Origin of the sequence: Kocuria sp. WN036 (assembly GCF_002287015.1) — a bacterium.
GTDB classification, from domain to species: domain Bacteria; phylum Actinomycetota; class Actinomycetes; order Actinomycetales; family Micrococcaceae; genus Kocuria; species Kocuria rosea.
In genome coordinates this window covers 30,464-56,255 of the sequence record NZ_NSKF01000026.1, presented here as the reverse complement: position 1 = coordinate 56,255, position 25,792 = coordinate 30,464, and the positions used below count along the sequence as shown (strand labels likewise).

The window sequence follows — 25,792 nt, the reverse complement described above, 5'->3', positions numbered from 1 at the left end:
CGAGAGCGCGGACGTCCTCCTCCGGGCTCCCCGCCGCGGTGCCCGCGCGCACCGCGGCGACGTGCCCCGCGCCGTCCGCGGCCGCCGTGCGCTCCCCTGTGCTCTCCGCCGGGCCCGCGGCCGGGCTCTCCGGAGGGGCCACGGTGCCGCGGAACAGGACCTGCCGGGCGGAGAGCTCCCCGTGGCACCGGCCGAGGGCGTGCAGGGCGGCCAGGCCGGTCGCGGCGTCCCGCAGCACCGCGGCGGCCTCGGCGGGCGCCAGCCGGCCGCGCTCGGCCAGCCGGTCGGCGACGGAGCCGCCCCGCAGGAAGTCCTCGACCAGCCCGACCGGTGCCGCCGCCGGGCCCAGCAGGCCGCGCACGGCCACGAGACAGGCCTCGTCCCGGCATGCCAGGGCGACCGCGAGCGACCGGAGCGCGGCCCTCGACCGGTCGCGCTCCGGTCCGGGCTCCTCCGGGCAGGGCCGCAGGACGAAGTGCTCCCCCGACCGGGCCTCCCGCACCAGCCACGATCGACCGCCCAGGCGGCGCACCGGCTCCAGGCCGTCCTCCGGCGGGAGCCGCGGAGGCGTGTCCTCGATCCGCGTGCCGGGGAGGGGGCCCGCCCCGTCGTCCCGGACGGCCGCGGCGAGCCGCGCCCGGGCGGAGACTGTCGGGGCCCGGGAGGGCTCGTGGTGGCCGCCGTGCGCGGCGGGGCGCTGCTCCATGCCCCCAGCATGCCCGCCCGTCGCCCCGGGCCGTGGGCGCCGTCCACAGCCCCCGTCCGGCGCGCGTTGTCCCCGCCGCGCGATAGGCTGGGGACATGTCCATCTGCTTCGAACGGCTCGGCTTCGACCCGCACCTCGTCGACTACCGCTCGGCGCTCGAGCTGCAGAAGAACGTGCACCGGGAGGTCGTCGCGGGCGAGCGGGACAACACCGTGCTGCTGCTGGAGCACCCCCCGGTCTACACGGCTGGACGGCGCGCCGAGCCCCACGAGTACCCCACCGACGGGACCGAGGTCGTGGAGATCGGACGCGGGGGCAAGCTCACCTACCACGGCCCGGGGATGCTCGTGGGCTATCCCGTCGTCCGGCTGACCACGCCCATCGACGTCGTGCGCTTCGTGCGCCTGCTCGAGGAGATCATCATCGCTGTCATCGCGGACCTCGGGGTGGAGGCCACCACCGTGGCGGGACGCTCCGGGGCCTGGGTGCTCGCGGACGAGCACGGGCCGGACCGCAAGATCGCCGCCATCGGCGTGCAGGTCTCCAAGCGGGCCACCATGCACGGCTTCGCCCTGAACTGCTCCAACGACCTGCGGCCGTTCGGCAGGATCATCCCCTGCGGCATCACGGACGCCTCCGTCACGAGCCTCTCGCAGGAGACGGGCCGGCTCGTGACCCCGGAGACGGTGGTCGCGTGCGTGGAGCAGGAAATATCCGCCCGCCGGGACGAGTTGTGCGAACAGTTCGTCCCGTCAGGGACCCCGGGTCCGCTGCCCTGGCCCACCGCCGTCAGCTGACCTGCGCCGCCCCCGGGACCGCCGGGACCGTGAGCGCACCACCGTCGACATCTCGACAAGGAGACCGACCATGACCGTTGCCCCCGAGGGCCGCCGCCTGCTGCGCGTCGAGGCGCGCAACGCCGAGACGCCGATCGAGAAGAAGCCGTCCTGGCTGAAGAACACCGCACGGATGGGCCCCGAGTTCCAGGAGCTGAAGTCGCTGGCCCGCGGCAAGGGCCTGCACACCGTGTGCGAGGAGGCGGGCTGTCCCAACATCTACGAGTGCTGGGAGGACCGGGAGGCCACGTTCCTGATCGGCGGATCCAAGTGCACCCGCCGCTGCGACTTCTGCGACATCGCCACCGGCAAGCCGGACCTGCTGGACGTCACCGAGCCCCGCAAGGTGGCCGAGTCCGTCAAGGAGCTGGGCCTGCGCTACGCGACCGTGACGGGCGTGGCCCGTGACGACCTCGACGACGGCGGCGCCTGGCTCTACGCGGAGACCATCCGCGCGATCCACACGCTGAACCCGAACACCGGTGTGGAGATCCTGATCCCCGACTTCCAGGGCAAGCCGGACCGGCTGCAGCAGGTCATCGACGCCGCGCCGGAGGTCTTCGCGCACAACGTCGAGACGGTCCCGCGCATCTTCCGCCAGATCCGGCCCGCGTTCACCTACGAGCGCTCCCTGGACGTCATCACCCAGGGCAAGGACGCCGGGATGATCACCAAGTCCAACCTCATCCTCGGCATGGGCGAGACGAACCAGGAGATCTACGAGGCGCTGTGCGACCTCAACGACGCCGGGTGCGACATCATCACGCTCACCCAGTACCTGCGCCCTTCCCCGCTGTTCCACCCGATCGACCGGTGGGTCAAGCCCGAGGAGTTCGTGGAGCTCTCCGAGATGGCCGAGGAGATCGGCTTCCTGGGCGTCATGGCCGGCCCCATGGTCCGCTCCTCCTACCGCGCCGGCCGGCTGTGGGCCCGCGCCATGGAGAAGTCGGGCCGGGCGATCCCGGAGCACCTGGCGCACATCGAGGACACCGGCAGCGCCTCCCAGGAGGCCTCCTCGCTCGTCCAGCGACTCCGCTGAGGTCCGGCGGGGCGCGGCCCCGCCCACCCGCTAAACTGGAGGACGGACCACGGCCGGGCGCCCTGACGCCCTGACGCCGCGGGTCCCCCGGAACACCGCCACCGCACCACAGGACGAGGTCTCACCGTGTCACCTTCCCACGCCAAGTCGCGCCCCGCGTCGCGATCCACCTCCCCCGGGAAGCCGGCGGGCAAGCCGGCCGGGAAGCCCACCCGGGCGCAGAAGCGCGAGGCGAAGAAGCAGCGGAAGGCGACCAAGGGACCTGGGTTCCTCGGCCAGATCAAGCAGGTCTTCAAGATGACCCGCGAGGTCGAGCCCAACATCGGCTGGTGGATGCTGCTGATCGGCCTCGGGGTGCTGCTGGTCTTCCTGCTCATCGGCGCGCTCCTCGGCAACTGGATCACCGGGCTGCTCATCGGCCTGCCGTTCGCCCTGCTGGCCGCCTCCTTCTACCTGTCCCGGCGGGCCGAGCGCGCCGCGTTCGCCCGGATCGAGGACCAGCCCGGGGCCGCCGGCGCCGCGCTGTCCGCGCTGCGTCGCGGCTGGATCGTGGAGGACCAGCCGGCCGCCATGGACCCGCGCACCCGCGACCTCATCTTCCGGGCCATCGGCCGGCCCGGGGTGGTCCTCGTGACCGAGGGCCCCGCGGGGCGGGTCGACAAGCTCGTCGCCAAGGAGCGCCGCCGGATCGGCCCCGTGATCCAGAACGTGCCGATCCACGTCATCAAGACCGGCAAGGGCGAGGGGCAGGTCCCGCTGCGGGAGCTGTCCAAGCGGATGAAGAAGCTCGACAAGAAGCTCACCCAGCAGGAGGTGCAGACCGTGCACAAGCGGATCAGCACCCTGGGCAACCGCCTGCCGATCCCCAAGGGCGTGGACCCGATGCGCGCCCGCCCGGACCGCCGGGCCATGCGCGGCCGCTGAGCCGCAGGCCCCGCGACACGCACCACGACACGCACGGAGCCCCCCGCCTTCCTCGGAAGGCGGGGGGCTCCGTCGTCGTGGTGCCGGGTGCCGGGTGCCGCGCCCGGCGCTGCGCTCAGCGCGTGCGGACGAGGATCGTCTCCGCCGCCCGGTCGTGCAGGCCGCGCTGGTCCGGGTCGAACACGACCGCCGGGATCACGAGGCACAGCAGGAGGGAGCGGACCGCGGCGCGGGCGAACCCCGCCGGGCGACCCGCCAGCGCCTGCACCTGGAGGCCCAGGAGCAGGTGCCCGGGGGTGTGACCGGTCGCGCCGACCAGCAGCACGTTGAGCACGAACAGGAACGCCAGGGTCATCAGGCCCTGCTCGTTCCACTGGGGCACGAGCCACTCGGCGAGGCCCCAGCACAGGAACCAGTCCACCACCAGGGCCACGATCCGCCGCCCCACGCGTCCCACGGAGCCCGGCCCGTGCTCCGGTCGCCCGAGGCGCTGCCCCGGGTACTGCTGCCGGCCGGTCCCCGGTCCCTCGAGCCACGAGCCCACGTCACGTCTGTCGATCATCCCCTCAGGGTATCGGGGCGGGACTCCCCTAGACTGACGGGAGACCGTGGCTCCCCGGCGGTCCTCCGCGTAACACCGAGGAAACACCCGGGACACGGGGCCTTAATGCCCGGTCCGTAGCGTTGGCCCCGGAAACGGACGCCGCACGAGCATTCCCGGCACGGCGGTCCAGCCCACCTAACAAGGAGAACAGCACATGTTCCAGACACCCGAGGAAGTCCTCACGTTCATCAAGGACGAGGAGATCGTCTTCGTCGACGTCCGGTTCACGGACATGCCCGGCGTGCAGCAGCACTTCAACCTCCCCGCCAAGTCCGTGGACGACGACTTCTTCGAGCACGGGCAGCTGTTCGACGGCTCCTCCATCCGGGGCTTCCAGGGCATCGCCGAGTCCGACATGCAGCTCATCCCGGACCCGACGTCGGCCTTCGTGGACCCGTTCCGCGTCGAGAAGACCCTCGTGGTCACCTGCTCGATCGTGAACCCCCGCACCGGGGAGCCCTACCACCGCGACCCCCGCGGCGTCGCCGAGCGCGCCGAGGCGTACATGGCGTCGACCGGCATCGCGGACGTCGCCAACTTCGCCTCCGAGGCCGAGTTCTTCATCTTCGAGGACGTCCGCTACGACATCCAGCCGCAGGGCTCCTTCTACGCCATCGACTCCGACGAGGCCGCCTGGAACACCGGGCGCAAGGAGGAGGGCGGCAACCTGGGCAACAAGACCGCCACCAAGGGCGGCTACTTCCCGGTCTCCCCGGTCGACAAGCAGGCCGACCTGCGCGACGCGATGTGCGTGGCCCTGGACGAGGTGGGCCTCGAGGTCGAGCGCTCCCACCACGAGGTGGGCGCTCCCGGCCAGGCCGAGATCAACTACAAGTTCAGCACCCTCACCCGGGCGGCCGACGACCTGCAGAAGTTCAAGTACGTCATCAAGAACACCGCGGACGCCTTCGGCAAGTCGGCCACGTTCATGCCCAAGCCCGTCTACAACGACAACGGCTCCGGGATGCACTGCCACCAGTCCCTGTGGAAGGGCAGCGAGCCGCTGTTCTACGACGAGAAGGGCTACGCGGGCCTGTCCGACATCGCCCGCTGGTACATCGGCGGCCTCCTGGAGCACTCCTCGGCCGTGCTGGCCTTCACCAACCCGACGGTGAACTCCTACCGCCGCCTGGTCAAGGGCTTCGAGGCGCCGGTCAACATGGTGTACTCGCAGGGCAACCGCTCCGCCGGCATCCGCATCCCGATCACGGGCACCAACCCGAAGGCCAAGCGCCTCGAGTTCCGCGCCCCGGACCCCTCGTGCAACCCGTACCTGGCGTTCGCCGCCCAGCTGATGGCGGGCCTCGACGGCATCCGCAACCGCATCGAGCCGGCCGACCCGATCGACAAGGACCTCTACGAGCTGCCCGCCGAGGAGGCCAAGGACATCAAGAAGGCCCCGGCCTCGCTCGAGGAGGCGCTGCTGGCCCTCGAGGCGGACCACGAGTTCCTGCTCGCCGGTGACGTCTTCACCGAGGACACCATCCAGTCCTGGATCGAGTACAAGCGCGAGTTCGAGCTCAAGCCGCTGTCCGTGGTCCCGCACCCGCTGGAGTTCTCGATGTACTACGGCGTCTGATCCGCACGGATCGACCGCTTTTCACGGGGAAGGCCCCGGACCCCTCGCGGGGGTCCGGGGCCTTCCCCGTGCCGCCGACAGTCCGACGACGACACCGTCGGTGGCCGCCAGCCGTCTGTGACAGGCGTCGGTGGCCGCCGTCAGTGCCCGTAGAAGAGCCGCTCGAACACGGCCCGGGCCTTGCGGGTGGTGCGCAGGTAGTCCTCCTCGAGCCGGCCGGCGCCACCGTGGGAGTACCCGCACCAGCGGGCCACCGCCTCGAGGTCGGCCCGCTTGGCGGGCAGGGCGTCGGAGCGGCGCCCGGTCCGCAGGACGTTGCCGTTGCGCACCGCCGTGGCCAGCCGCCACGCGGCGGACAGGGCCACGGCGTCCTCGGCGCTCACGAGACCGGCCTCCTCGGCGGCGTGCAGGGCCCGCAGGGTGCTCGTGGTCCGCAGCCCCTGGATCCGGTGCCCGTGCTGGAGCTGCAGCGTCTGGACGAGCCACTCGACGTCCGAGAGCCCCCCGCGGCCCAGCTTCAGGTGCCGGGCCGGGTCCGCGCCGCGCGGCATTCGCTCGTTCTCCACGCGGGCCTTCATCCGCCGGATCTCCAGCAGCTGGCGCTCCGTGAACTCCGCCGGGTACCGCAGCGGGTCCACGACCCGCCGGAACGCGTCGGCCAGCTCGTCGCTGCCGGCCAGGGGCAGCGCCCGGGTGAGCGCCTGGAACTCCCAGGTCTGCGCCCACCGGGCGTAGTACTCGGCGTAGGACTCGACGGAGCGCACCATGGGCCCCTGCTTGCCCTCGGGGCGCAGGTCGTTGTCGATCTCCAGCACGCGCTCCGCCACGATGGGCGGCGTGCAGGGCGCCTTGAGCAGCTGCACCATCCGCTGCAGCAGGGTCTCGGCCTGCTCCCGGGCCGCGGCGGGGTCCGCGTCCCCCACCGGGGCGTAGACGTACATGACGTCGGCGTCGGAGCCGTAGCCGATCTCCCGCCCGCCCTGCCGGCCCATCGCGACGACGAGGACGTCGGCGAGCCGGCCGGCGCGGTCGTAGACCTCCCGCTCGGCCACGTGCAGGGCGCCCAGGACGCAGACCCGGTCGATGTCGGACAGCGCCGCCACGACCTGCTCGACGTCGAGCAGCCCGGAGGTGTCCGCGAGCGCCACGCGCAGCTCCTCGCGGCGGCGGATGAGGCGGATCATCCGCACGGCCTCCCCGGGGTCGGGGTGGCGGGCCATCTGGGCGCGGATCTCGCTCCACAGCGTCTCGAAGGACACCGGGCACAGCTCGTCGTCCTGGCCGAGCCAGGCGGTCGCCTCCGGAGAGTTCTCCAGCAGGTCGGTGACGTACCGGGAGCTGGAGAGGATCTGGCACAGGCGTTCGGCGGCGGCGTTCGAGTCGCGGAGCAGGCGCAGGAACCATGGGGTGGTCCCGAGGGACTCGGAGAGCCGCCGGAAGCCCAGCAGCCCGGCGTCGGCGTCGACGCCGTCGGCCAGCCAGGCCAGGAGCACGGGCAGCAGGGTGCGCAGGATCTCGGCCCGCCGGCTGACGCCGCGGGTGAGCGCCTCGATGTGGCGCACGGCGGCCTTCGGGTCCCGGTAGCCGAGCGCGGCGAGCCGGTCCCGCACCGACTCCGCCGAGAGCTGGGTGTCGGTCTCGGGCAGGTGGGCGAGCGCGGCCAGCAGCGGCCGGTAGAAGATCCGCTCGTGCATCCCCCGGACGCTGCGCTTGACCTTGCGCCACTCCTCGAGCAGCGAGTCGCCGGAGGGGCGGGCGGTGTCCGCGGCGCCGCGCAGGGAGCGGGCGATGACCGTGAGCTCCTGCTCGCCCCGCGGCATGAGGTGGGTGCGGCGAAGCCGGAACAGCTGGATGCGGTGCTCCAGGAGGCGCAGCCAGCGGTAGTGGGCGGAGAACTGCTCGCTGTCCCGGCGGCCGATGTACCCGCCCTCGGAGAGCGCGGCCAGGGACTCGGTCGTGGCCTGGGTCCGGACCCGCTCGTCCGTGCGCCCGTGCACCAGCTGGAGGAGCTGGACGGTGAACTCGACGTCGCGCAGCCCGCCGGGGCCCAGCTTGATCTGGCGCTCGCCCTCGGCGGCCGGGATGTTGTCGGTGACCCGCCGGCGCATGGCCTGCACGGACTCGACGAAGCCCTCGCGCCCGGAGCTGCGCCACACGAAAGGCTCGATGGCCTTGCGGTAGGCCGCCCCGAGCTCCGGGTCCCCGGCCACGGGCCGGGCCTTGAGCAGGGCCTGGAACTCCCAGGACTCGGCCCACCGCTCGTAGTAGCGCACGTGCGAGTCCAGGGTGCGCACGAGCGGCCCGTCCTTGCCCTCGGGCCGGAGGTTGGCGTCCACCTCCCACAGCGGGGGCTCCGCGCCGCGGGCCATGAGCGCCCGGGCGGTGCCCGTGGCGAGGGCCGTGGCGATGACGGTGGCCTCCGCCCCGTCCAGGGGCTCCGCGCCTTCCGGGTCCTCGACGGCCATGACGTGGACGACGTCGACGTCGGAGATGTAGTTGAGCTCCCGGGCGCCGCACTTGCCCATCCCGATCACGGCGAGCCGCACCCGGTCGACGGTCTCGGGGGCCCAGGTCCCCGCCGCCTCCGCCCGGGAGACGGCGAGCGCCCCCTCGAGGGCCGCGGCGGCCAGGTCGGCGAGCTGGCGGCCCACCGCGGGCATGTGGTCGGCGGGGTAGAGGGCCCCGACGTCCCGGATCGCGATGCGCGTCAGCTCCCGACGGTAGGCCGCGCGCAGGGCGCTGCAGGCGGCGTCACCGGTCCCGGAGGCCACCGGGGTCCGCGCGGCGGGGTCCGCGCCGACCGCCGTCAGCAGCGCGTCGCGGAACTGCTCGCCGGGGATCTCCGCCGGCTCGGCGGCGGCGGGCTCCGCGAGCAGGTCCAGGTGCTCGGGGCGCCGGAGCAGGAACTCCCCGAGCGCCTCGGAGGAGCCCAGGAGCCGGAACATGGCCTCGGAGGCCTCCGGGCCGGCGTTGATCCGCTCGGCGAGCTCCGGGGAGCCCTCGAGGAGCCGGACGGTGAGCCGCAGGGCGACGTCGGGCGAGGCCGCCAGGGCCAGACCCTCCAGCAGCCGGTCGAGGTCGACCTCGGCGAGCTCCGGGAAGCCGAGCCAGCGCTGGGCGTTGCCCGTGTCCGCGAAGCCGACCTTGATGAGACGGCCGGACGGGACGGTGCCCGCCGGGGCCGCGGACTGGGGAGGGTGTGTCATGGGACGGTCCGTCCGGGGTCAGAGGATGCCGAGGTTGTTCTTGAGCTCGAAGTGCGTGACGACCCGGCGGTAGTCGTTCCAGTCGCGGCGCTTGTTGCGCAGGAAGTAGTCGTAGACCTGCTCCCCGAGCAGCTCGGCCATGAACTCCGACTCCTCGGTCTCCCGGATGGCGTCGTACAGGCTCGAGGGCAGCGGGTTGTGGCCGAGGGCGCGGCGCTCCGCGGAGCTCATCGCCGCGACGTCGTCCAGCTCCACGGGCGGGAGCTCGTACTCGTTCTCGATGCCCCGCAGACCCGCGGCCAGCAGCGCGGCGTAGGAGAGGTAGGGGTTCGTGGCGGAGTCGATGCCGCGGTACTCGATGCGCGCGGCCTGCACCTTGTCCGGCTTGGACAGCGGCACCCGCACGAGCGCGGAGCGGTTGTTGTGGCCCCAGGACTGGTAGGAGGGGGCCTCTCCCCCGCCCCACAGCCGCTTGTAGGAGTTGACGAACTGGTTGGTCACCGACGTGAACTCGGGGGCGTGCCGCAGGATGCCGGCGATGAAGTGCCCGGCCGTGCGGGAGAGGCGGAACTCGGACCCGGCCTCGAAGAAGGCGTTGGTGTCCCCCTCGAAGAGCGAGAAGTGGGTGTGCATGCCGGAGCCGGGGTGCTCGGTGAACGGCTTGGGCATGAAGGTCGCGTACAGCCCCTGCGAGAGCGCGACCTCCTTGATGACCGTGCGGAACGTCATGATGTTGTCGGCCGTCTGCAGGGCGTCGGCGTAGCGCAGGTCGATCTCGTTCTGCCCGGGGCCGGCCTCGTGGTGGGAGAACTCGACCGAGATCCCGACGGCCTCCAGCATGTTCACGGCCTTGCGCCGGAAGTCCTGCACCACGCCGCCCGGCACGTGGTCGAAGTACCCCTCGTGGTCCACGGGCGTGGGCCGGCCCTCGGCGTCGAGGTCCGCGGACTTCAGCAGGTAGAACTCGATCTCCGGCGCCGTGTAGCAGGTGAAACCCATGTCCGAGGCCTTCTCCAGGACCCGCTTGAGCACCCCGCGCGGGTCCGAGGAGGAGGGCTCGCCGTCCGGGGTGAGGATGTTGCAGAACATCCGGGCGGTGGGCTCCGTCTCGCTGCGCCAGGGCAGGATCTGGAACGTGGACGGGTCCGGCTGCAGGAGCATGTCCGCCTCGGAGACCCGCGACAGGCCCTCGATGGAGGAGCCGTCGAAGCCGAGCCCCTCCTCGAAGGCCGCCTCGACCTCGGCGGGGGCCAGGGCCACCGACTTGAGGCTCCCGACGACGTCCGTGAACCACATGCGCACGAAGCGCACGTCGCGCTCCTCGATGGTCCTGAGGACGAACTCCTGCTGACGGTCCATGGTTGTCTTCCTCGTCTTCCTGCCCGGGAGTGCTGTGCCGCCCGGGCACGCCTGCTGTCCCGCCCACTCTAACGCGCTGTCCCGCCGCGCCCGCCGGACCGGACGGCGCGGACGGGCGCGCCCGATAGGGTGGGGCCATGACCCAGGAGACACCCCGTCCGGCACCGGGCGCGCTGGACGTGCGCCGGGTGCGCACGCACCACCTGCGCGAGGCCAAGCGCCGTGACGAGAAGTTCACGATGCTCACGTGCTACGACGCCCTGACGGCGGCGATCTTCGACGCGGCCGGCGTCGACTCGCTGCTGGTCGGGGACTCCGCGGGCAACAACGTCCTGGGCCACTCCAGCACCCTGCCCGTCACCGTGGACGAGCTGCTGCCGATGTGCCGTGCCGTGTCCGGCGCCGTCGAGCGCGCGTTCGTGGTGGTGGACCTGCCCTTCGGCTCCTACGAGGCCTCCCCCGAGCAGGCGGTGGCCACCGCGGTGCGCTTCCTCAAGGAGGGCGGCGCGCACGCGGTGAAGCTCGAGGGCGGGGCGTGGTTCGCCCCCCACGTCCGGGCCATGGTCCAGGCCGGGGTGCCCGTCGTGGCCCACATCGGCTTCACCCCGCAGAGCGAGCACGCCCTGGGCGGGTACCGGGTGCAGGGGCGCGGCGACGCCGCGCGCACGCTCGTGGAGGACGCCCGCGCCCTCGAGGCCGCCGGGGCCTTCTGCCTGGTGATGGAGATGGTCCCGGCGGAGGCCGCCGCGGCCGTGGACGCCGCCCTGGAGATCCCGACCGTGGGCATCGGGGCCGGGCCCGCGACCACCGGCCAGGTGCTCGTGTGGCAGGACATGCTGGGGCTGCGCCGGGGCCGGATGCCGCGCTTCGTCCGGCAGTACGCGGACCTGCACGGGGTGGTCTCCGACGCCGTGGGCCGCTACGTCGAGGACGTGCGCTCGGGGGCCTTCCCGGCCCCGGAGCACGGCTTCTGAGCCGCCGCGCCCGGCGCACCGTTCCGGGGCGCCCCGGCCGTCGGGGTGCTGCGCCCGCGGCGGATCAGCCCTCCTCGAAGGCGCGGTCCTCCTCGTCCCACTGCCGGGTGCGCTCCGCGGCGAGCTTCAGCGCGTTCTGCGCCTCCTCGCGCGTGGCGTAGGGCCCGAGCAGCTTGCGGTAGTCCGACTGCGGGCCCTCCTCGACCTGGTGGGTGTAGGTGTTGAACCAGTACTCGGCCATGACCTCTCCTCTCGACGGCCGCCGGGCCCCGGTGACCGGACCGGCCCCGTGCCCGGCGCGCTAGGGTAGATCCTAGGCCCGGACCGGCCCGGACGGGGCCGGCCCACCCGATCCAGGAGGTCCAGACCCCCGTGCCCACGCACAACCTCACCGCTCCCGCCCCCGGCGGCACCGCCCCCGTCGGCGCCCTCGCCCCCGGCGCCGTGACCCCCGGCCGGCCCGTGCCGGCGTCCATCCCCCGCCCCGAGTACGTGGGCCGGGCGGAGCCGGACGAGGGCCGCGGCGGCAACGTCTACACCCCGGACGAGATCGAGCTCATCCGCGCGGCGGGCCGGATCGCGGCGCGCGCCCTGCAGGAGGCCGGCCGGGCCGCCGTGCCCGGCACGACCACGGACGAGCTCGACCGGATCGCCCACGAGTACCTGTGCGACCACGGGGCCTACCCCTCCTGCCTGGGGTACCGGGGCTTCCCCAAGTCCATCTGCACGTCCCTCAACGAGGTGATCTGCCACGGCATCCCCGACTCCACGGTGCTGGAGGAGGGCGACATCATCAACCTGGACGTCACGGCCTACAAGGACGGCTTTCACGGCGACACCAACCGGATGTTCCTGGTGGGCGAGGTCGACGAGCAGTCCCGCCTGCTGGTCGAGCGCACCGAGGAGGCCCTCAACCGGGCCGTCAAGGCCGTCCGCCCGGGCCGGGAGATCAACGTCATCGGCCGCGTCATCGAGAAGTACGCCCGGCGCTTCGACTACGGCGTGGTGCGGGACTTCACCGGCCACGGGGTGGGCCGGGAGTTCCACTCCGGGCTGATCGTCCCCCACTACGACGCCGCGCCGTCCTACTCCACCCCGATGGTCCCGGGCATGGTCTTCACGATCGAGCCCATGCTGACCCTGGGCACGATCCAGTGGGAGCAGTGGGACGACGACTGGACCGTGACCACGCGCGACCGGCGGCGCAGCGCGCAGTTCGAGCACACCATGGCCGTCACCGAGGACGGGGCGGACGTCCTCACCCTTCCGTAGGCCCTGCCGTAGACTGCCCACTGATCATCCGACCACGGCCCCACGAGAGGACCGCCCCATGACCACACCAGACCGCGACGTCGCCGCCGTCCCGAACCGCCGCGTCATCGGCATCGACTTCGGCGGCACCGGGACCAAGGGCGGGATCGTGGACCTCGACACGGGCGAGCTCGTCGGCGAGCGCTTCCGGATCGCCACGCCCCGCCCGGCCACCCCCGAGAAGGTCGCGGAGGTGATGCAGCAGATCGTCGCGGAGCTGCAGTCCCGTCCCGAGGCTCCCGCTCCCGACTCGCCCGTGGGCATCGTCTTCCCGGCGATCATCAAGGAGGGCGTGGCCCTGTCCGCGGCGAACATCGACAAGTCCTGGATCGGCACGGACGTCGACGGCCTCATGACCGAACGGCTCGGCCGTCCGGTCGAGGCCCTCAACGACGCCGACGCCGCGGGGCTGGCCGAGGCCGTCTACGGCGCCGGACGGGGCGTCAAGGGTCTGGTCATCGTGATCACCCTGGGCACCGGGATCGGCTCCGCCCTGATCCTCAACGGCAAGCTCGTCCCGAACGCCGAGCTGGGGCACCTGGAGATCGACGGCCACGACGCCGAGACGAAGGCGTCCGCCGCCGCGCGCGAGCGCGAGGACATGCCGTGGAAGAAGTGGGCGACCACCCGCCTGCAGCGCTACTTCAGCCACGTGGAGTTCCTGTTCTCGCCCAACCTGTTCGTGGTCGGCGGCGGGGTGTCGAAGAAGGCGGAGAAGTTCCTCCCCTTCATCGAGCTGCGCACGCCCGTGAAGGTCGCCGAGCTCCGCAACAACGCCGGGATCGTGGGCGCCGCCCTGTGGGCCGGCATCCCGCACGCGCCCGAGAGCTGAGCCCGGTCCGACGACGACGCCCGGTCACCTCCGCGAGGAGGTGACCGGGCGTCGTCGTGACCGGGCGGGAACGATCCGGCCGGGGGCAGAAAAAAACCCGCCGGGGGCCGCGGCTTCCCCTCCGCAGCCCCCGGCGGGAGCTTGTTGTGGACCCCACTCTACGGTCCTCATCCGGCCTGCGGCAAGGGACACGCCGGGACGTGGCGGCCGGAGCCGGTGCACCGCACGGGCGGGTCGTCAGAGCAGCCTCGGCTGGGACACGCCCTCGAGGCCCTTGCCCCGCGGCCGCCGGCCGCTGCGCTTCCGGGCGGCGCCGATGGGCTCCACGGTGGCGGGGATGGTCTGCTGCCCGGTCTGCTCGGCCTGCTGCCGGCGCAGGAGGTCGATCGCCTCCTCGAAGTCCCCCAGGCCGTCGAAGGCCTGGTAGACGCTGGCGAAGCGCAGGTACGCCACGACGTCCAGCCGGCGGAGCGGGGCCAGGATCGCGAGCCCCACCTCGTGCGCCTCGATCTCCGCGGCGCCCAGCGCCCGGATCGTCTCCTCGACCTCCTGGGCGAGCATCGCGAGGTCGTCCTCGCTCACCGGCCGCCCCTGGCAGGCCTTGCGCACCCCGTTGACGATCTTCTGCCGGTCGAAGGGCTCGGTGACGCCCGAGCGCTTGATGACCGAGATGGTCGTGGTCTCGAGCGTGGTGAAGCGCCGGCCGCACTCGGAGCACTGGCGGCGGCGGCGGATCGCCGTCCCGTCGTCCGTGGTGCGGCTGTCGACGACGCGGGAGTCGGTGTGACGGCAGAACGGGCAGTGCACGGTCGGATCAGCTCCCGGTGCGGATCGTGATGGCCCGGCCGTGCGCGGGCAGGTCCTCGGAGCGCGCGACGGCCACGATGTCCTCCCCGATCACGGCGAGCGCGTCCTGGGTGTACTCGACGATCTGCACCGCCTTCATGAAGGCGGTGGTGGACAGGCCCTGGGCGTGCACCGCCGTCCCGCCCGTGGGCAGCACGTGGTTCGAGCCCGCCGCGTAGTCGCCGAGCGGGACGGGGCTGTAGGGCCCCAGGAAGATCGCCCCCGCGTTGCGCACCCGGGCGGCCACCTCATGCGGGTCGGCGGTGTGGATCTCGAGGTGCTCGGCGGCGTAGGCGTCGGCCACGGCGATCGAGGAGTCGAGGTCGTCGGTGAGCACGATCCCGGACTGCGGCCCGGACAGGGCGGTGGTGATCCGCTCCCGGTGCTTCGCCTCGGGGACCTGGACGGCGAGCTCCGCGGCGACCCGCTCGGCGAGCTCGGGCGAGTGGGTGATCAGCACCGCGCCGGCGGCGGGGTCGTGCTCGGCCTGGGAGATGAGGTCGGCGGCCACGTAGGCCGGCACGGCGGTGTCGTCGGCCAGCACGGCGATCTCGGTGGTCCCCGCCTCGGCGTCCACGCCGACCACGGAGCGGAGCAGGCGCTTGGCGGTGGCGACGTAGACGTTGCCCGGACCGGTCACGGTGTCGACCGGCTCGAGGACGTCGTCGCCGTCCGTGACCCCGTGGGCCATGGCGGCCAGCGACTGGGCGCCGCCGATGGCCCAGACCTCGTCCACCCCGAGCAGCCCCGCGGCCGCGAGGATCGTGGGGTGCGGCAGGCCCCCGAACTCCTTCTGCGGCGGGCTGCACAGCACCACGGAGCCGACCCCGGCCGCCTGGGCCGGGACGACGTTCATGACCACGGACGAGGGGTAGACGGCCAGCCCGCCGGGCACGTAGAGCCCCGCCCGGCGCAGGGGCGTCCATCGGTGCACGAGCACGGCGCCGGGCGCGACCTCGACGCGGGCGTCGGCCGGGCGCTGCGCCTGCGCGAAGGCCCGGGTGCGCTCGATGGCGGTCTCCAGGCCCCGGCGCACGGCCGGGTCCAGCTCGTCGACCGCCCGCCGGATCTCCGCCGGGTCGACGCGCAGCCGGTCCTGGGCCACGCCGTCGAAGCGCTGCGCGTAGCGGCGCAGGGCGACGGCGCCCTCGGTGCGGACCGCGGCGATGATCTCCTCCACGGCCTGCTGCGCCGAGGCGAGCGACGTGGAGCTCTGCCGGGGCACTGCCGCCCGCAGCTCGGACCAGGACAGGTGCCGGCCGCGCAGGTCGATCGTTCGCAGGACGGGAGTCGTGGTCGTCTCAGCAGTAGTCACGCTCTCCATGGTATTCCACCGCGGCGCCCGGCCGGGTGCCGGGCCTTGCGCTCAGCCGCCCGGTGGGCTACACCTCCAGGCAGGTCGGGCCGAGCAGCACCTTGAGGTCCCCGAACAGCGCCGGTGAGGGGTTCACCCGCAGATCGGGGCCCAGGCGCAGGACCTGCACCTTCTGGCGGGTCTCGAGGTGGATGCGCACCTCGGAGTCCCCGCGGTGGTTGCGCAGCACCGCGCCGATCTCCTTGACCGTCTCCTCCGTGGCGCGGAACTCGGGCAGGGCGATCAGCACGGGGCCGCTGTGCCCGTCCGCCGAGAGCTCCGGCACGGTGAGCTCCTGCGCGGAGATCGTCACCGACCCGTCGTCCCGGCGCTGCAGCCGGCCCTTGATCACGCAGATGAGGTCCTCCGCGAGCACGCCCGCGATGGGGGCGTAGGCCTTGCCGAAGAACATGATCTCGATCGAGCCCGTCCGGTCCTCGAGCTCCACCCGCGCGTAGGCGTTGCCCGAGGTCTTGGCGATCCGCCGGGACAGGGAGGTGATCATGCCCGCCACGGTCACCACGGCGCCGTCGGGCCGGCCGTCCTCGCCGAGCAGCGGCTGGATCGAGGTGTCGGCGTACTGCCCGAGCGCCTCGTCGAGGCCGCGCAGCGGGTGGTCGGAGACGTACAGGCCGAGCATCTCGCGCTCGAAGGCCAGCAGGTCCTTGCGCTCCCACTCGGGCACGTCCGGCACCGCGACGGTCAGCGACGTCGAGGGGTCCTCGTCGTCCAGCCCCATGCCCCCGAAGAGGTCGAACTGCCCGGCCGCCTCCTGGCGCTTGACGGCGACCGTGGCGTCCACGGCCTCCTCGTGGCAGAGCACGAGTCCGCGCCGGGTGTGGCCCAGCCGGTCGAAGGCGCCCGCCTTGACCAGGGACTCGATGGTGCGCTTGTTGCACACCACGGCGGGGACCTTCGCGAGGAAGTCGTTGAAGGAGGTGAAGGCGCCGTGCTCCTCCCGGGCCTCGACCATCGCGCTGACCACGTTGGCGCCCACGTTGCGCACCGCGCCCATCCCGAAGCGGATGTCGGTGCCCACCGGGGTGAAGTTCAGCGCGGACTCGTTGACGTCCGGGGGCAGCACGGTGATGCCCATCCGGCGGCACTCGGTGAGGTACAGGGCGAGCTTGTCCTTGTCGTCGCCCACCGAGGTGAGCAGCGCGGCCATGTACTCGGCCGGGTAGTGCGCCTTGAGGTAGGCCGTCCAGTAGGAGACGAGGCCGTAGGCGGCGGAGTGGGCCTTGTTGAACGCGTAGTCCGAGAAGGGCAGGAGGATGTCCCACAGGGCCTTGATCGCGGCCTCGGAGTAGCCGCGCTCCACCATGCCGCCGTGGAAGCCCTCGTACTGCTTGTCCAGCTCCGACTTCTTCTTCTTGCCCATGGCGCGGCGGAGGATGTCCGCCTGGCCGAGCGTGAACCCCGCGACCTTCTGGGCGATCGCCATGACCTGCTCCTGGTAGACGATCAGGCCGTAGGTCGTGTTGAGGATCTCCGCGAGCGGCTCCTCGAGCTCGGGGTGGATCGGGGTGATCTCCTGCTGGCCGGTCTTGCGCAGCGCGTAGTTCGTGTGCGAGTTCGCGCCCATGGGACCCGGGCGGTACAGCGCGATGACCGCGGAGATGTCCTCGAAGTTGTCGGGGCGCATGAGCTTGAGCAGCTGGCGCATGGGCCCGCCGTCGAGCTGGAACACCCCGAGGGTGTCGCCGCGGGCCAGCAGCTCGTAGGACTCGGCGTCGTCGAGCAGGAGGTTCTCCAGGTCGAGGACGAACCCGTCCTGGTTCAGCGTGATGTTCTCGATCGCGTCGGAGATGATCGTGAGGTTGCGCAGCCCCAGGAAGTCCATCTTGATCAGCCCGAGCCCCTCGGAGGTGGGGTAGTCGAACTGGGTGATGACCTGCCCGTCCTGCTCGCGGCGCATGATCGGGATGATGTCGATCAGCGGGTCCGAGGACATGATGACGCCCGCCGCGTGCACCCCCCACTGCCGCTTGAGCCCCTCGAGGCCCTCGGCGGTGTCGAAGATCTTCTTCGCCTCCGGGTCCTGGGCGAGGATCTCGCGCAGCTCGTCGGCCTCCCCGTAGCGCTTGGCGCTCTCGTCGTAGACGTCCTTGAGGGAGATGCCCTTGCCCATGACGTCCGGCGGCATGGCCTTGGTCAGCTTCTCCCCCATCGAGAAGGGGTAGCCGAGCACGCGCGAGGAGTCCTTGAGCGCCTGCTTGGCCTTGATGGTGCCGTAGGTGACGATCATGGCCACGCGCTCGTCGCCGTACTTCTCGGTGACGTAGTGGATCACCTCGGAGCGGCGGCGGTCGTCGAAGTCGACGTCGAAGTCGGGCATGGAGACGCGGTCCGGGTTGAGGAAGCGCTCGAAGATCAGGCCGTGCTCCAGAGGGTTCAGCTCGGTGATGCGCATGGCGTACGCGACCATCGAGCCGGCCCCGGAGCCGCGGCCCGGACCCACCCGGATCCCGTTGTTCTTGGCCCAGTTGATGAAGTCGGCCACCACCAGGAAGTACCCGGGGAAGCCCATCTGCAGGATGATGCCCTTCTCGTAGTCCGCCTGCCGCTGCACGTCCTCGGGGATCCCGCCGGGGAAGCGGTGGTGCAGGCCCCGCTGCACCTCCTCGACGAACCAGGACTCCTCGTCGTGGCCCTCGGGGGTCGGGAAGCGGGGCATGTAGTTCGCGGAGGTGTCGAACTCGACGTTGCACCGCTCCGCGATCTCCAGGGTGTTGTCGCACGCCTCGGGGAAGTCCCGGAACAGCTCCCGCATCTCCGCCGGGGACTTCAGGTAGAACTCGTCGGCGTCGAACTTGAACCGCTTCGGGTCCGCCAGCGTCGAGCCGGACTGCACGCACAGCAGGGCGGCGTGGGACTTCGCGTCCTCGGCGTGGGTGTAGTGCAGGTCGTTGGTGGCCACGAGCGGCAGCTGCAGGTCCTTGGCGAGCTTGAGCAGGTCGCCGGTGACCCGCTTCTCGATCCCCAGGCCGTGGTCCATGAGCTCGCAGTAGTAGTTCTCGGCGCCGAAGATGTCGCGGAACTCCGCCGCGGCCTGCCGCGCCTCCTGGTACTGGCCCAGGCGCAGGCGGGTCTGCACCTCGCCGGAGGGGCAGCCGGTGGTGGCGATGAGGCCCTTGCCGTAGGTGTTCAGCAGCTCGCGGTCCATGCGCGGCTTGTACAGCTGGCCCTCCAGGGACGCCAGGGACGAGGCGCGGAACAGGTTCTGCATGCCCTGGGTGGTCTCCGCGAGCAGCGTCATGTGCGTGTAGGCGCCGCCGCCCGAGACGTCGTCCCGGCCGCCGTCGGCGAACTTCACGCGGGTGCGGTCGGAGCGGGCGGTGCCCGGCGTCAGGTAGGCCTCCACGCCGATGATGGGCTTGATCCCCGCGTTGCGGGCCTTGTTCCAGAAGTCGAAGGCCCCGAAGACGAAGCCGTGGTCGGTCGTCGCCAGGGAGGACATCCCCAGTTCGTGGCAGGCCTCGAAGAGGTCGTCCAGGCGTGCCGCACCGTCGAGCATCGAGTACTCGGTGTGCACATGGAGGTGGGTGAAGCTGTTCTTGCCGGTCGCCGTCGTCACCCGACCAGTGTAGTGGTCCGCACCGACCGCTCCGCCCCGCCGGGGCCGTCCCGCGACGGCCGGCTCCCCCGGCCGGGGCCGCTCCGCCGGGTCAGGCGGGACCGCCGTCGCGCAGCGTCTCGAGGGCGAAGGAGAGGTCCGGCGGGTACGGGCTCTCGTACTCGACGGGCTCCCCCGTGCCGGGGTGCTCGAAGCCCAGGCGCTTGGCGTGCAGCCACTGCCGGGTGAGCCCGAGGCCGGCCGACAGCGCGGGGTCCGCGCCGTAGGTGAGGTCCCCGCAGCACGGGTGGCGCAGCGCGGAGAAGTGCACGCGGATCTGGTGGGTGCGGCCGGTCTCCAGGTGCACCTCCACGAGCGCCGCCCGGCCGAAGGCCTCCAGGACCTCGTAGTGGGTGATCGACGCGCGGCCGCCGTCGACCACGGCGAAGCGCCAGTCGTAGCCGGGGTGGCGCCCGATCGGCGCGTCGATCGTCCCGCGCAGCGGGTCCGGGAGGCCCTGCACCACCGTGTGGTAGACCTTCGTGACCGTCCGGTCCTTGAAGGCGCGCTTGAGCGCGGTGTACGCGCGCTCGGTGCGGGCCACGACCATCAGCCCGGACGTGCCGACGTCGAGCCGGTGCACCACACCGGCCCGTTCGGGGGCGCCGGAAGTGCTCACGGTGACGCCCGCGCCCGCCAGGGCCCCGACCACGGTCGGTCCCTTCCAGCCCGGCGAGGGGTGCGCGGCGACGCCGGGCGGCTTGTCGATCACCACGATGTCGTCGTCCAGGTGCACCACGCGGAAGTCCTCGACCAGCTGGGGCACGATCCGGGCCGGGTCCTCGGGGACGGGCACGTGCACGGTGAGGGTCTGCGAGGCCTCGACCCGGAAGGACTTGGCGACGGGCCGGTCGCGGTGCAGCACGCGGCCCTCGGCGCAGAGCACGGCGGCCGCGGAGCGGGAGAGCCCGGTGAGGGCGGCCACGGCGGCGTCCGCGCGCTGGCCCTCGAGCTCGGGCGGCACGGTGAAGCGCTCCTGCACGTGCTCCTCGGGCTCAGCCACGGGTGCCCTCCTCCTCCGGCGAGGCCTCGACCCGCTGCGCGTCCGGGGCGCCCGCGCCCGTGCGGGTGCCGTCGAGCTCCCGGCCGAGCAGCGTCAGGAGCACCACGAGGGAGACCCCCACGACCACCCCGCAGTCGGCGATGTTGAAGATCGCGAAGCGCGGCACGGCGATGAAGTCCACCACGTGGCCCATCCCCGAGCCGGGCTCCCGCAGGAGCCGGTCGGTCAGGTTGCCGAGGGCGCCGCCGAGGACGAGCCCCAGGGCCAGGGCCCACGCGGCCGAGCGGACACGGCGGAGGGTGAGCACGATGAGGACGGAGACGACCACCATGACCAGGGTGAAGACCCAGGTGATGTTCTCCCCCAGGGAGAACGCGGCGCCGGGGTTGCGGATGAACTGCCACCACAGCAGTCCCTCGACCACCGGCGTCCGCTGGCCGAGCTCCATGGTCGCGACGACCCACCACTTGGTGAGCTGGTCCGCGGCGTACACCAGCAGCGCGGCGGCCGCGGCGAGGAGGAGGACGCCCCGCGGGGTCCGGCGGTCGGGTGCTCCGGCGGGGACTTCGGGGGACTCGCTCATGCTCTCCTCGGGTGACGGGGCGGGGATCGGGCTCACCCCGGGGTGGCGGGGCGGCGGGGACGTCGGCCCCGTTCCATGGTGCCACGTCCGCCCGGGAGCCATCCGCCCCGGGGGCGCCCCTCCAGGGGCGGCCCGGGGCGGACGACGACGGAGGGACCGGCACGTGGCCGGTCCCTCCGCGGGGTGCGCGTCGCGGTGCGGCGGCTAGGCCTGCTCGGACCGGACCGGGGCGGCGGCGCCGTCCGCGGCCGGTGCGGGCTCGAGGGACGGGGTGGTGTCCAGGTCCTGCAGCTGGTCCTGGATGTACGCCTTGAGGTTGGTGCGGTAGTCCTGCTCGAAGGCGCGCAGCCCCGAGACGCGGGCCTGCAGCTCGGCCTGCTCCTCCTGGAGGGCCGTGAGGGTCTCCTCGCGCGTGCGCTGGGCGTCCGTGACGAGCTCCTCGGCCCGCTCGCGGGCCTCGCCGACGATCCGGTCCCGCTCGGCGGTGCCCTCGGCGACGTACTCGTCGTGCAGCTTCTGGGCCATCGCCAGGACTCCGGCCGCGGACTGCGCCGCGCCGGAGGTGGGCGCGGTCTCCGCGGGGACGGTCTCGGCGGCTCCGGTGCCGGCCGCGGCGGGCGAGGTCAGCTCCACCGCCTCCTGCGGCGCGCCGCCGGCGACCGGGGCGGGGGCCTCGACGGTCTCCCCAGCGGTCTCTCCGGCGGTGTCCTCGGCGACCGGCAGGCCGGGCTCGGAGACGGGCGACGGCGCGGAGTCCTTGGGCGCGACGGGCTGCCCGGCGGCCTCGAGCTGCTGCTTGAGGTCGGTGTTCTCCTGGTTCAGGCGGCGCAGCTCCACGACGATCTCGTCGAGGAAGTCGTCGACCTCGTCCTGGTCGTAGCCCTCCCGGAACTTGGTGGGCTGGAACCGCTTGTTGATGACGTCTTCGGGCGTCAGAGCCATGGGTGCATTCCTTCGTGGGCGGAGCGCGGGCACGGCCCGCGGCGGGGGATCCGTCCGACCGGGGCCGGGGCGGCGCGGTGGCCGGCGCCCGGTGGTCGTGCGGTTACAGCGTACAGGCCGGTCCCCGGCGGGCCGGGTCCGACAGGCACCGGGCCGGACCGGCACTGCGTCAGACCGGCACTGCGTCAGACCAGCATCGAGCCGATGATGCCCTGGACGATGCTGACGGCGAAGATGAGGATGAGGAACCCGAGGTCCAGCGACACCCCGCCGAAGCGCAGGGGCGGCACGATCCGCCGGAGCCACCGCATCGGCGGGTCGGTGACGGTGTACACGGCGGAGGCCCCGACGAGGGCGGCTCCGCGGGGCCGCCAGTTGCGGGCGAACATCTGCACCCAGTCGAGCACGAGGCGCGCGAGCAGCGCGACGTACACGAGGTGCAGTGCCAGGTACAGCACGGAGAGCAACAGGTCCATCGGTCCGCCTCAGTCCTCCTGGTGGTCGTCGGTCTCGTCCTCGCCGCCGGCGGGGTGCCCGACGACCTCCACGTAGGACGGGGTGAGCAGGAAGACCTTGCCGGTCACCCGTTCGATGGAGCCGTGCAGGGCGAAGACCAGGCCTGCGGAGAAGTCCACCAGGCGCTTGGCCTCGGCGTCGCCCATGTCGCTGACGTTCATGATGACGGGCGTGCCCTCGCGGAAGGCCTCGCCGATGGACTTCGCGTCGTTGTAGGAGCGGGGGTGGACCGTGGTGATCGTGCGCAAGGTCGAGCTGTCCTCTCGAGAGCTGGAGGGGGCGCGTTTGATGGGGGTGACCGGCGCCCGGTACTCGGCCGACCGGCGCGGCACGGCCACTGCGGTGGACTCGTGGGCGCGGGCCTCGCGCGGCTCCTCGCGGACCGCGGCGGTGGGCTGGTGCTCCTGGCGGGACGGCGTCGGCTCGTCGTAGTCCTCGTCCGTCTCGGCGAGGCCGAGATAGATCATGGTGCGGCGCAACGCTCCGGCCATGGTGCTCTCCTTGACTGTCTGTGCGGATATCGGCGGTGGGGGGAGTTCCGGGATCCTCGGACCGCCCTGCGCCCGTGGTGCTGCCCGGAACGCGGTACGGCCCTGGCCCCGCGGGGCCGTCCTCCAAGCTATCCTACGGGCGCCCGGGGCCCGAGGATATCGGAGCCGACGCGCACGTGCGTGGCTCCCCGGGCGACCGCCTCCTCGAGGTCCTGGCTCATCCCCGCGGACACGGCCGCGGCCTCCGGGAGGGACCGCCGCAGCCGCTGCGAGAGCTCCTGGAGGCGGTCGAAGGCGGGCCCCGGGGGCGCCCCCAGCGGGGCGACGGCCATGAGGCCCCCGGCCCGCAGGCCCTCGGTGCCGGCGATCTGCTCGGCGAGCCCGACGACGTCCTCGGGGCGGGCGCCGCCGCGGCGCTCCTCGGCGTCCAGGGACACCTGGACGAGGCACGTCAGGTCCTGCTCGGCGCACGGCCCGGGGGCCGCGTCCCCGGCCGCCACGGCCTCCCGGTGCCGCTGCACCGCCTTGCCGAGGGCCGTGACCAGGGAGGCCCGGTCCACGGAGTGCACCCACCCCGCGTAGCGCACCACCGACTTCGCCTTGTTGGACTGGAGCTGGCCCACGAAGTGCCAGGTGAGGGGTCCGTCCACGAGCCCGACCACCTCCCGCGCCTTGGCGGCGGCCTCCTGGTCCCGGTTCTCCCCCACGTCCCGGACGCCGAGCCGGTGCAGCCGGGCCACGTCCGCGGCCGGGAAGAACTTCGTCACGGCGACCAGCACGGGCTCCTCGGCCGCCCCGCTCCCCCGCGCCGCGGCCGCGATCCGGGCACGCACCCGGTCGAGGGACCGGGCGAGCTCCAGGGTCCGCGGATCGTCGCCGCCGGGGGCGGCGGCCGGGTCGGCGCTCACGCGGCGTCCTCCCCGCGGGGACCCGAGCGCCAGACGAGGCCGACGATGCGGCCGGAGCCGGGGTCCCTGCGGTGCGAGGACAGCCACTCGTTCTCGAGGGTGCAGGAGGGGCCGGCCCCCGACGGCTCGACGACGCCGACCCCGAGGGCGGTCAGCCGCTCCCGGGCCCCGGCGCGCAGGTCGAGGGCAGGGGTGCCCCAGGACGTCGTGGCGGCCACCGCGGGGATCCGCTCCGCGGACTCCTCGCGCATGGCGGCCGGCACTTCGTAGCAGCTGCCGCAGATCGAGGGGCCGAGCCAGGCCGACAGCCCGCTCGCGCCCCGGGCCCGCAGCTGCTCGACGGCGCGCTCGAGCACGCCCTCGAGCAGGCCGCGGCGCCCGGCGTGCGCCACGCCCGTGAGCGGGCCGCGGGGCCCCTCCCCGACCAGCACGACGGGCACGCAGTCGGCGACCATCACGGCCAGCGGCACGCCCGTCGCCGTGACCGCGGCGTCCGCGGTCGGCACGGCCGGCCGGTCGTGCCGGTCCGCGTCGGCCACGTCGGTGCCGTGCACCTGGTCGAGGAACACCAGGGAGCCCCCGGGCACGCCGATCGACCGCTCGAGCGCGGCCCGGCGGGCCCGCACCGCGTCCGGGTCGTCGCCCGTGTGCAGGGCGAGGTTGCCCGCGCCGCGGTCCGTGAACGCCACCCGGACGCCCTGCCCGACGTCGTCCTGCCACCAGAGCACCGGGTCCTCCTGTCGTTGCTCGTCGTGTCTCGTCGTGCCGCCGGAGGAACCGGCGGCGGGGCTTAACGCGCCCTGGGGGCGGACGCGGGTCCACCGCGTCCGCCCCCAGGGGGCCGGACTCACTTCAGGAAGTCGGGGAAGTCCAGGGAGTCCTTGCGCCCGGAGCCCGCCCCGGCGCCGGCCTCCGCCTCGGCGGGCAGGTCGACGTCGAAGCCGGCGTCGTCGGGCACGTCGTCGTTCTGCACCGGCTGCGCCCACCGCTGCGAGGTGGAGGGCTGGGCGAAGGACGGGGTCCCGCCGCGCTGCGGGGCACGGCCCACGCCGGCGGGCTGACCGGCGCCGGACCCGAAGGCCGCGCGCGTGGTCGCCGCCTGCTGGGCGGCCGCGTTGGTGTTGTTCGCGTTGGTCTCCGGGCTCACCGAGTCGAAGCCCGCGGCGATGACCGTGACGCGGGCCTGGTCGCCCAGGGCGTCGTCGATGACCGCGCCGAAGATGATGTTCGCCTCGGGGTGGGCGACCTCCTGGACCAGGCGGGCGGCCTCGTTGATCTCGAACAGCCCGAGGTCGGAGCCGCCCTGGATGGACAGGAGCACGCCGTGGGCACCGTCGATCGAGGCCTCGAGCAGCGGCGACGCGATCGCGAGCTCGGCCGCCTTCACGGCACGGTCCTCGCCCTGCGCGGCGCCGATGCCCATGAGCGCCGAGCCGGCGCCCTGCATCACGGACTTCACGTCGGCGAAGTCGAGGTTGATCAGGCCCGGGGTGGTGATCAGGTCCGTGATGCCCTGAACGCCGGAGAGCAGCACCTGGTCCGCGGACTTGAAGGCGTCCAGCATGGACACGTTGCGGTCGGAGATGGACAGCAGCCGGTCGTTGGGGATCACGATGAGGGTGTCGACCTCGTCGCGCAGCGTCTCGATCCCGTTCTCCGCCTGGTTGGACCGGCGGCGGCCCTCGAAGGTGAACGGGCGGGTGACGACACCGATGGTCAGGGCGCCCAGGGAGCGGGCGATGCGGGCGACCACGGGGGCGCCGCCGGTGCCGGTGCCGCCGCCCTCGCCGGCGGTCACGAAGACCATGTCGGCCCCCTTGAGGACCTCCTCGATCTCCTCGTGGTGGTCCTCCGCCGCCTGGCGGCCGACATCGGGGTTGGCGCCGGCGCCCAGGCCGCGCGTGAGCTCGCGCCCGACGTCGAGCTTGACGTCGGCGTCGCTCATCAGCAGGGCCTGCGCGTCCGTGTTGATCGCGATGAACTCGACGCCGCGCAGCCCCTCCTCGATCATCCGGTTGACGGCGTTGACGCCGCCGCCGCCGATTCCGACGACCTTGATGACGGCCAAGTAGTTCTGGGGGGTGGAGGAGTCCATGGGTACCTAACTGGAGATGGTTCGGGTCGGGGATGGCGAGCCGTTTCTCAACCTTCTATCGAAGGTCG

22 protein-coding genes and 1 pseudogene are annotated in these 25,792 nt (G+C 72.9%); 7 read left to right on the top strand and 16 right to left on the bottom strand.

Features of this window, described 5'->3' with window-relative positions:
- Positions 1-706: pseudogene (locus CK505_RS14680) on the bottom strand (hypothetical protein); the annotation flags it as partial.
- A gap of 95 nt (positions 707-801) precedes the next feature.
- On the opposite strand from CK505_RS14680, the gene lipB reads away from it, so the two are divergent.
- The 3 genes from lipB to CK505_RS14665 all read left to right on the top strand — a co-directional run bounded on the left by lipB (position 802) and on the right by CK505_RS14665 (position 3,505).
- The gene (gene lipB / locus CK505_RS14675) at positions 802-1,503 is read left to right on the top strand and encodes a lipoyl(octanoyl) transferase LipB (RefSeq protein ID WP_095651558.1); all 702 of its coding nucleotides are present in this window, start codon (positions 802-804) and stop codon (positions 1,501-1,503) included.
- A gap of 70 nt (positions 1,504-1,573) precedes the next feature.
- Positions 1,574-2,581: a lipoyl synthase gene (gene lipA / locus CK505_RS14670; RefSeq protein ID WP_017834152.1), complete on the top strand. Its 1,008-nt coding sequence runs from the start codon at positions 1,574-1,576 to the stop codon at positions 2,579-2,581.
- A 126-nt stretch (positions 2,582-2,707) separates the two neighbouring features.
- Entirely contained in the window at positions 2,708-3,505 is a 798-nt protein-coding gene (locus tag CK505_RS14665) for a DUF4191 domain-containing protein (RefSeq protein WP_095651557.1), read from the top strand.
- 115 nt (positions 3,506-3,620) lie between these two features.
- Here CK505_RS14665 and CK505_RS14660 read toward each other — a convergent pair whose 3' ends face one another.
- Positions 3,621-4,067 carry an RDD family protein gene (locus CK505_RS14660; RefSeq protein WP_035924043.1) on the bottom strand — a complete coding sequence of 149 codons (447 nt, stop codon included), beginning with the start codon at positions 4,065-4,067 and terminating at the stop codon, positions 3,621-3,623.
- A gap of 196 nt (positions 4,068-4,263) precedes the next feature.
- On the opposite strand from CK505_RS14660, the gene glnA (CK505_RS14655) reads away from it, so the two are divergent.
- Complete coding sequence (gene glnA, locus CK505_RS14655; protein ID WP_017834149.1) at positions 4,264-5,688, top strand: type I glutamate--ammonia ligase; 1,425 nt, start codon at positions 4,264-4,266, stop codon at positions 5,686-5,688.
- Between the two features lie 140 nt (positions 5,689-5,828).
- Here glnA (CK505_RS14655) and CK505_RS14650 read toward each other — a convergent pair whose 3' ends face one another.
- Both CK505_RS14650 and glnA (CK505_RS14645) read right to left on the bottom strand, forming a co-directional pair.
- Positions 5,829-8,894 (bottom strand): bifunctional [glutamine synthetase] adenylyltransferase/[glutamine synthetase]-adenylyl-L-tyrosine phosphorylase, encoded by a 3,066-nt coding sequence (locus tag CK505_RS14650; protein ID WP_095651556.1) that lies wholly within the window; start codon positions 8,892-8,894, stop codon positions 5,829-5,831.
- Between the two features lie 18 nt (positions 8,895-8,912).
- Positions 8,913-10,253, bottom strand: a complete 1,341-nt coding sequence (gene glnA, locus CK505_RS14645) for a type I glutamate--ammonia ligase (protein ID WP_017834147.1) — start codon at positions 10,251-10,253, stop codon at positions 8,913-8,915.
- Positions 10,254-10,390: 137 nt separating this feature from the next.
- Here glnA (CK505_RS14645) and panB point away from each other — a divergent pair, with 137 nt between their 5' ends.
- The gene (gene panB / locus CK505_RS14640) at positions 10,391-11,227 is read left to right on the top strand and encodes a 3-methyl-2-oxobutanoate hydroxymethyltransferase (RefSeq protein ID WP_095651555.1); all 837 of its coding nucleotides are present in this window, start codon (positions 10,391-10,393) and stop codon (positions 11,225-11,227) included.
- 64 nt (positions 11,228-11,291) lie between these two features.
- Here the strand turns inward: panB and CK505_RS18255 are convergent, their stop codons facing one another.
- Positions 11,292-11,468, bottom strand: coding sequence for an SPOR domain-containing protein (locus tag CK505_RS18255; protein WP_017834145.1), 177 nt, complete (start codon positions 11,466-11,468; stop codon positions 11,292-11,294).
- A 131-nt stretch (positions 11,469-11,599) separates the two neighbouring features.
- On the opposite strand from CK505_RS18255, the gene map reads away from it, so the two are divergent.
- Positions 11,600-12,499: a type I methionyl aminopeptidase gene (gene map / locus CK505_RS14635; RefSeq protein WP_017834144.1), complete on the top strand. Its 900-nt coding sequence runs from the start codon at positions 11,600-11,602 to the stop codon at positions 12,497-12,499.
- A gap of 58 nt (positions 12,500-12,557) precedes the next feature.
- Complete coding sequence (gene ppgK / locus CK505_RS14630; protein ID WP_017834143.1) at positions 12,558-13,370, top strand: polyphosphate--glucose phosphotransferase; 813 nt, start codon at positions 12,558-12,560, stop codon at positions 13,368-13,370.
- Positions 13,371-13,607: 237 nt separating this feature from the next.
- On the opposite strand, the gene nrdR is transcribed toward ppgK, so the two are convergent.
- The 11 genes from nrdR to ftsZ form a co-directional block, all read right to left on the bottom strand.
- A complete protein-coding gene (gene nrdR / locus CK505_RS14625) occupies positions 13,608-14,177 on the bottom strand; it encodes a transcriptional regulator NrdR (RefSeq protein WP_081994156.1) in 570 nt (189 codons plus the stop codon).
- 7 nt (positions 14,178-14,184) lie between these two features.
- Positions 14,185-15,540 (bottom strand): histidinol dehydrogenase, encoded by a 1,356-nt coding sequence (gene hisD, locus CK505_RS14620; protein WP_095651554.1) that lies wholly within the window; start codon positions 15,538-15,540, stop codon positions 14,185-14,187.
- 58 nt (positions 15,541-15,598) lie between these two features.
- Positions 15,599-19,147, bottom strand: a complete 3,549-nt coding sequence (gene dnaE, locus CK505_RS14615; protein ID WP_017833675.1) for a DNA polymerase III subunit alpha — start codon at positions 19,145-19,147, stop codon at positions 15,599-15,601.
- 91 nt (positions 19,148-19,238) lie between these two features.
- Positions 19,239-20,168 carry an RluA family pseudouridine synthase gene (locus tag CK505_RS14610; RefSeq protein ID WP_031283109.1) on the bottom strand — a complete coding sequence of 310 codons (930 nt, stop codon included), beginning with the start codon at positions 20,166-20,168 and terminating at the stop codon, positions 19,239-19,241.
- A gap of 13 nt (positions 20,169-20,181) precedes the next feature.
- Positions 20,182-20,772, bottom strand: coding sequence for a signal peptidase II (gene lspA / locus CK505_RS14605; protein ID WP_017833677.1), 591 nt, complete (start codon positions 20,770-20,772; stop codon positions 20,182-20,184).
- Positions 20,773-20,976: 204 nt separating this feature from the next.
- On the bottom strand, positions 20,977-21,714 hold the full coding sequence (locus CK505_RS14600; RefSeq protein WP_095651553.1) for a DivIVA domain-containing protein: 738 nt from the start codon (positions 21,712-21,714) through the stop codon (positions 20,977-20,979).
- A gap of 185 nt (positions 21,715-21,899) precedes the next feature.
- The gene (locus CK505_RS14595; protein WP_017833679.1) at positions 21,900-22,190 is read right to left on the bottom strand and encodes a YggT family protein; all 291 of its coding nucleotides are present in this window, start codon (positions 22,188-22,190) and stop codon (positions 21,900-21,902) included.
- Positions 22,191-22,199: 9 nt separating this feature from the next.
- Entirely contained in the window at positions 22,200-22,721 is a 522-nt protein-coding gene (locus CK505_RS14590) for a cell division protein SepF (RefSeq protein WP_017833680.1), read from the bottom strand.
- Between the two features lie 128 nt (positions 22,722-22,849).
- Positions 22,850-23,629, bottom strand: coding sequence for a YggS family pyridoxal phosphate-dependent enzyme (locus tag CK505_RS14585; protein ID WP_095651552.1), 780 nt, complete (start codon positions 23,627-23,629; stop codon positions 22,850-22,852).
- Positions 23,626-24,357 (bottom strand): polyphenol oxidase family protein, encoded by a 732-nt coding sequence (locus CK505_RS14580; protein ID WP_095651551.1) that lies wholly within the window; start codon positions 24,355-24,357, stop codon positions 23,626-23,628. Before CK505_RS14580 ends, CK505_RS14585 begins: the two co-directional genes overlap by 4 nt.
- A gap of 119 nt (positions 24,358-24,476) precedes the next feature.
- Entirely contained in the window at positions 24,477-25,724 is a 1,248-nt protein-coding gene (gene ftsZ / locus CK505_RS14575; RefSeq protein ID WP_035924051.1) for a cell division protein FtsZ, read from the bottom strand.
- Positions 25,725-25,792: the final 68 nt, after the last annotated feature.

Coding starts and splice junctions, on each gene's coding strand:
- lipB (WP_095651558.1), top strand. CDS start 802: ATGTCCATCTGCTTCGAACGGCTCGGCTTCGACCCGCACCTCGTCGAC.
- lipA (WP_017834152.1), top strand. CDS start 1,574: ATGACCGTTGCCCCCGAGGGCCGCCGCCTGCTGCGCGTCGAGGCGCGC.
- CK505_RS14660 (WP_035924043.1), bottom strand. CDS start 4,067: ATGATCGACAGACGTGACGTGGGCTCGTGGCTCGAGGGACCGGGGACC.
- glnA (WP_017834149.1), top strand. CDS start 4,264: ATGTTCCAGACACCCGAGGAAGTCCTCACGTTCATCAAGGACGAGGAG.
- CK505_RS14650 (WP_095651556.1), bottom strand. CDS start 8,894: ATGACACACCCTCCCCAGTCCGCGGCCCCGGCGGGCACCGTCCCGTCC.
- glnA (WP_017834147.1), bottom strand. CDS start 10,253: ATGGACCGTCAGCAGGAGTTCGTCCTCAGGACCATCGAGGAGCGCGAC.
- panB (WP_095651555.1), top strand. CDS start 10,391: ATGACCCAGGAGACACCCCGTCCGGCACCGGGCGCGCTGGACGTGCGC.
- CK505_RS18255 (WP_017834145.1), bottom strand. CDS start 11,468: ATGGCCGAGTACTGGTTCAACACCTACACCCACCAGGTCGAGGAGGGC.
- ppgK (WP_017834143.1), top strand. CDS start 12,558: ATGACCACACCAGACCGCGACGTCGCCGCCGTCCCGAACCGCCGCGTC.
- hisD (WP_095651554.1), bottom strand. CDS start 15,540: ATGGAGAGCGTGACTACTGCTGAGACGACCACGACTCCCGTCCTGCGA.
- lspA (WP_017833677.1), bottom strand. CDS start 20,772: ATGAGCGAGTCCCCCGAAGTCCCCGCCGGAGCACCCGACCGCCGGACC.
- CK505_RS14600 (WP_095651553.1), bottom strand. CDS start 21,714: ATGGCTCTGACGCCCGAAGACGTCATCAACAAGCGGTTCCAGCCCACC.
- CK505_RS14595 (WP_017833679.1), bottom strand. CDS start 22,190: ATGGACCTGTTGCTCTCCGTGCTGTACCTGGCACTGCACCTCGTGTAC.
- CK505_RS14590 (WP_017833680.1), bottom strand. CDS start 22,721: ATGGCCGGAGCGTTGCGCCGCACCATGATCTATCTCGGCCTCGCCGAG.
- ftsZ (WP_035924051.1), bottom strand. CDS start 25,724: ATGGACTCCTCCACCCCCCAGAACTACTTGGCCGTCATCAAGGTCGTC.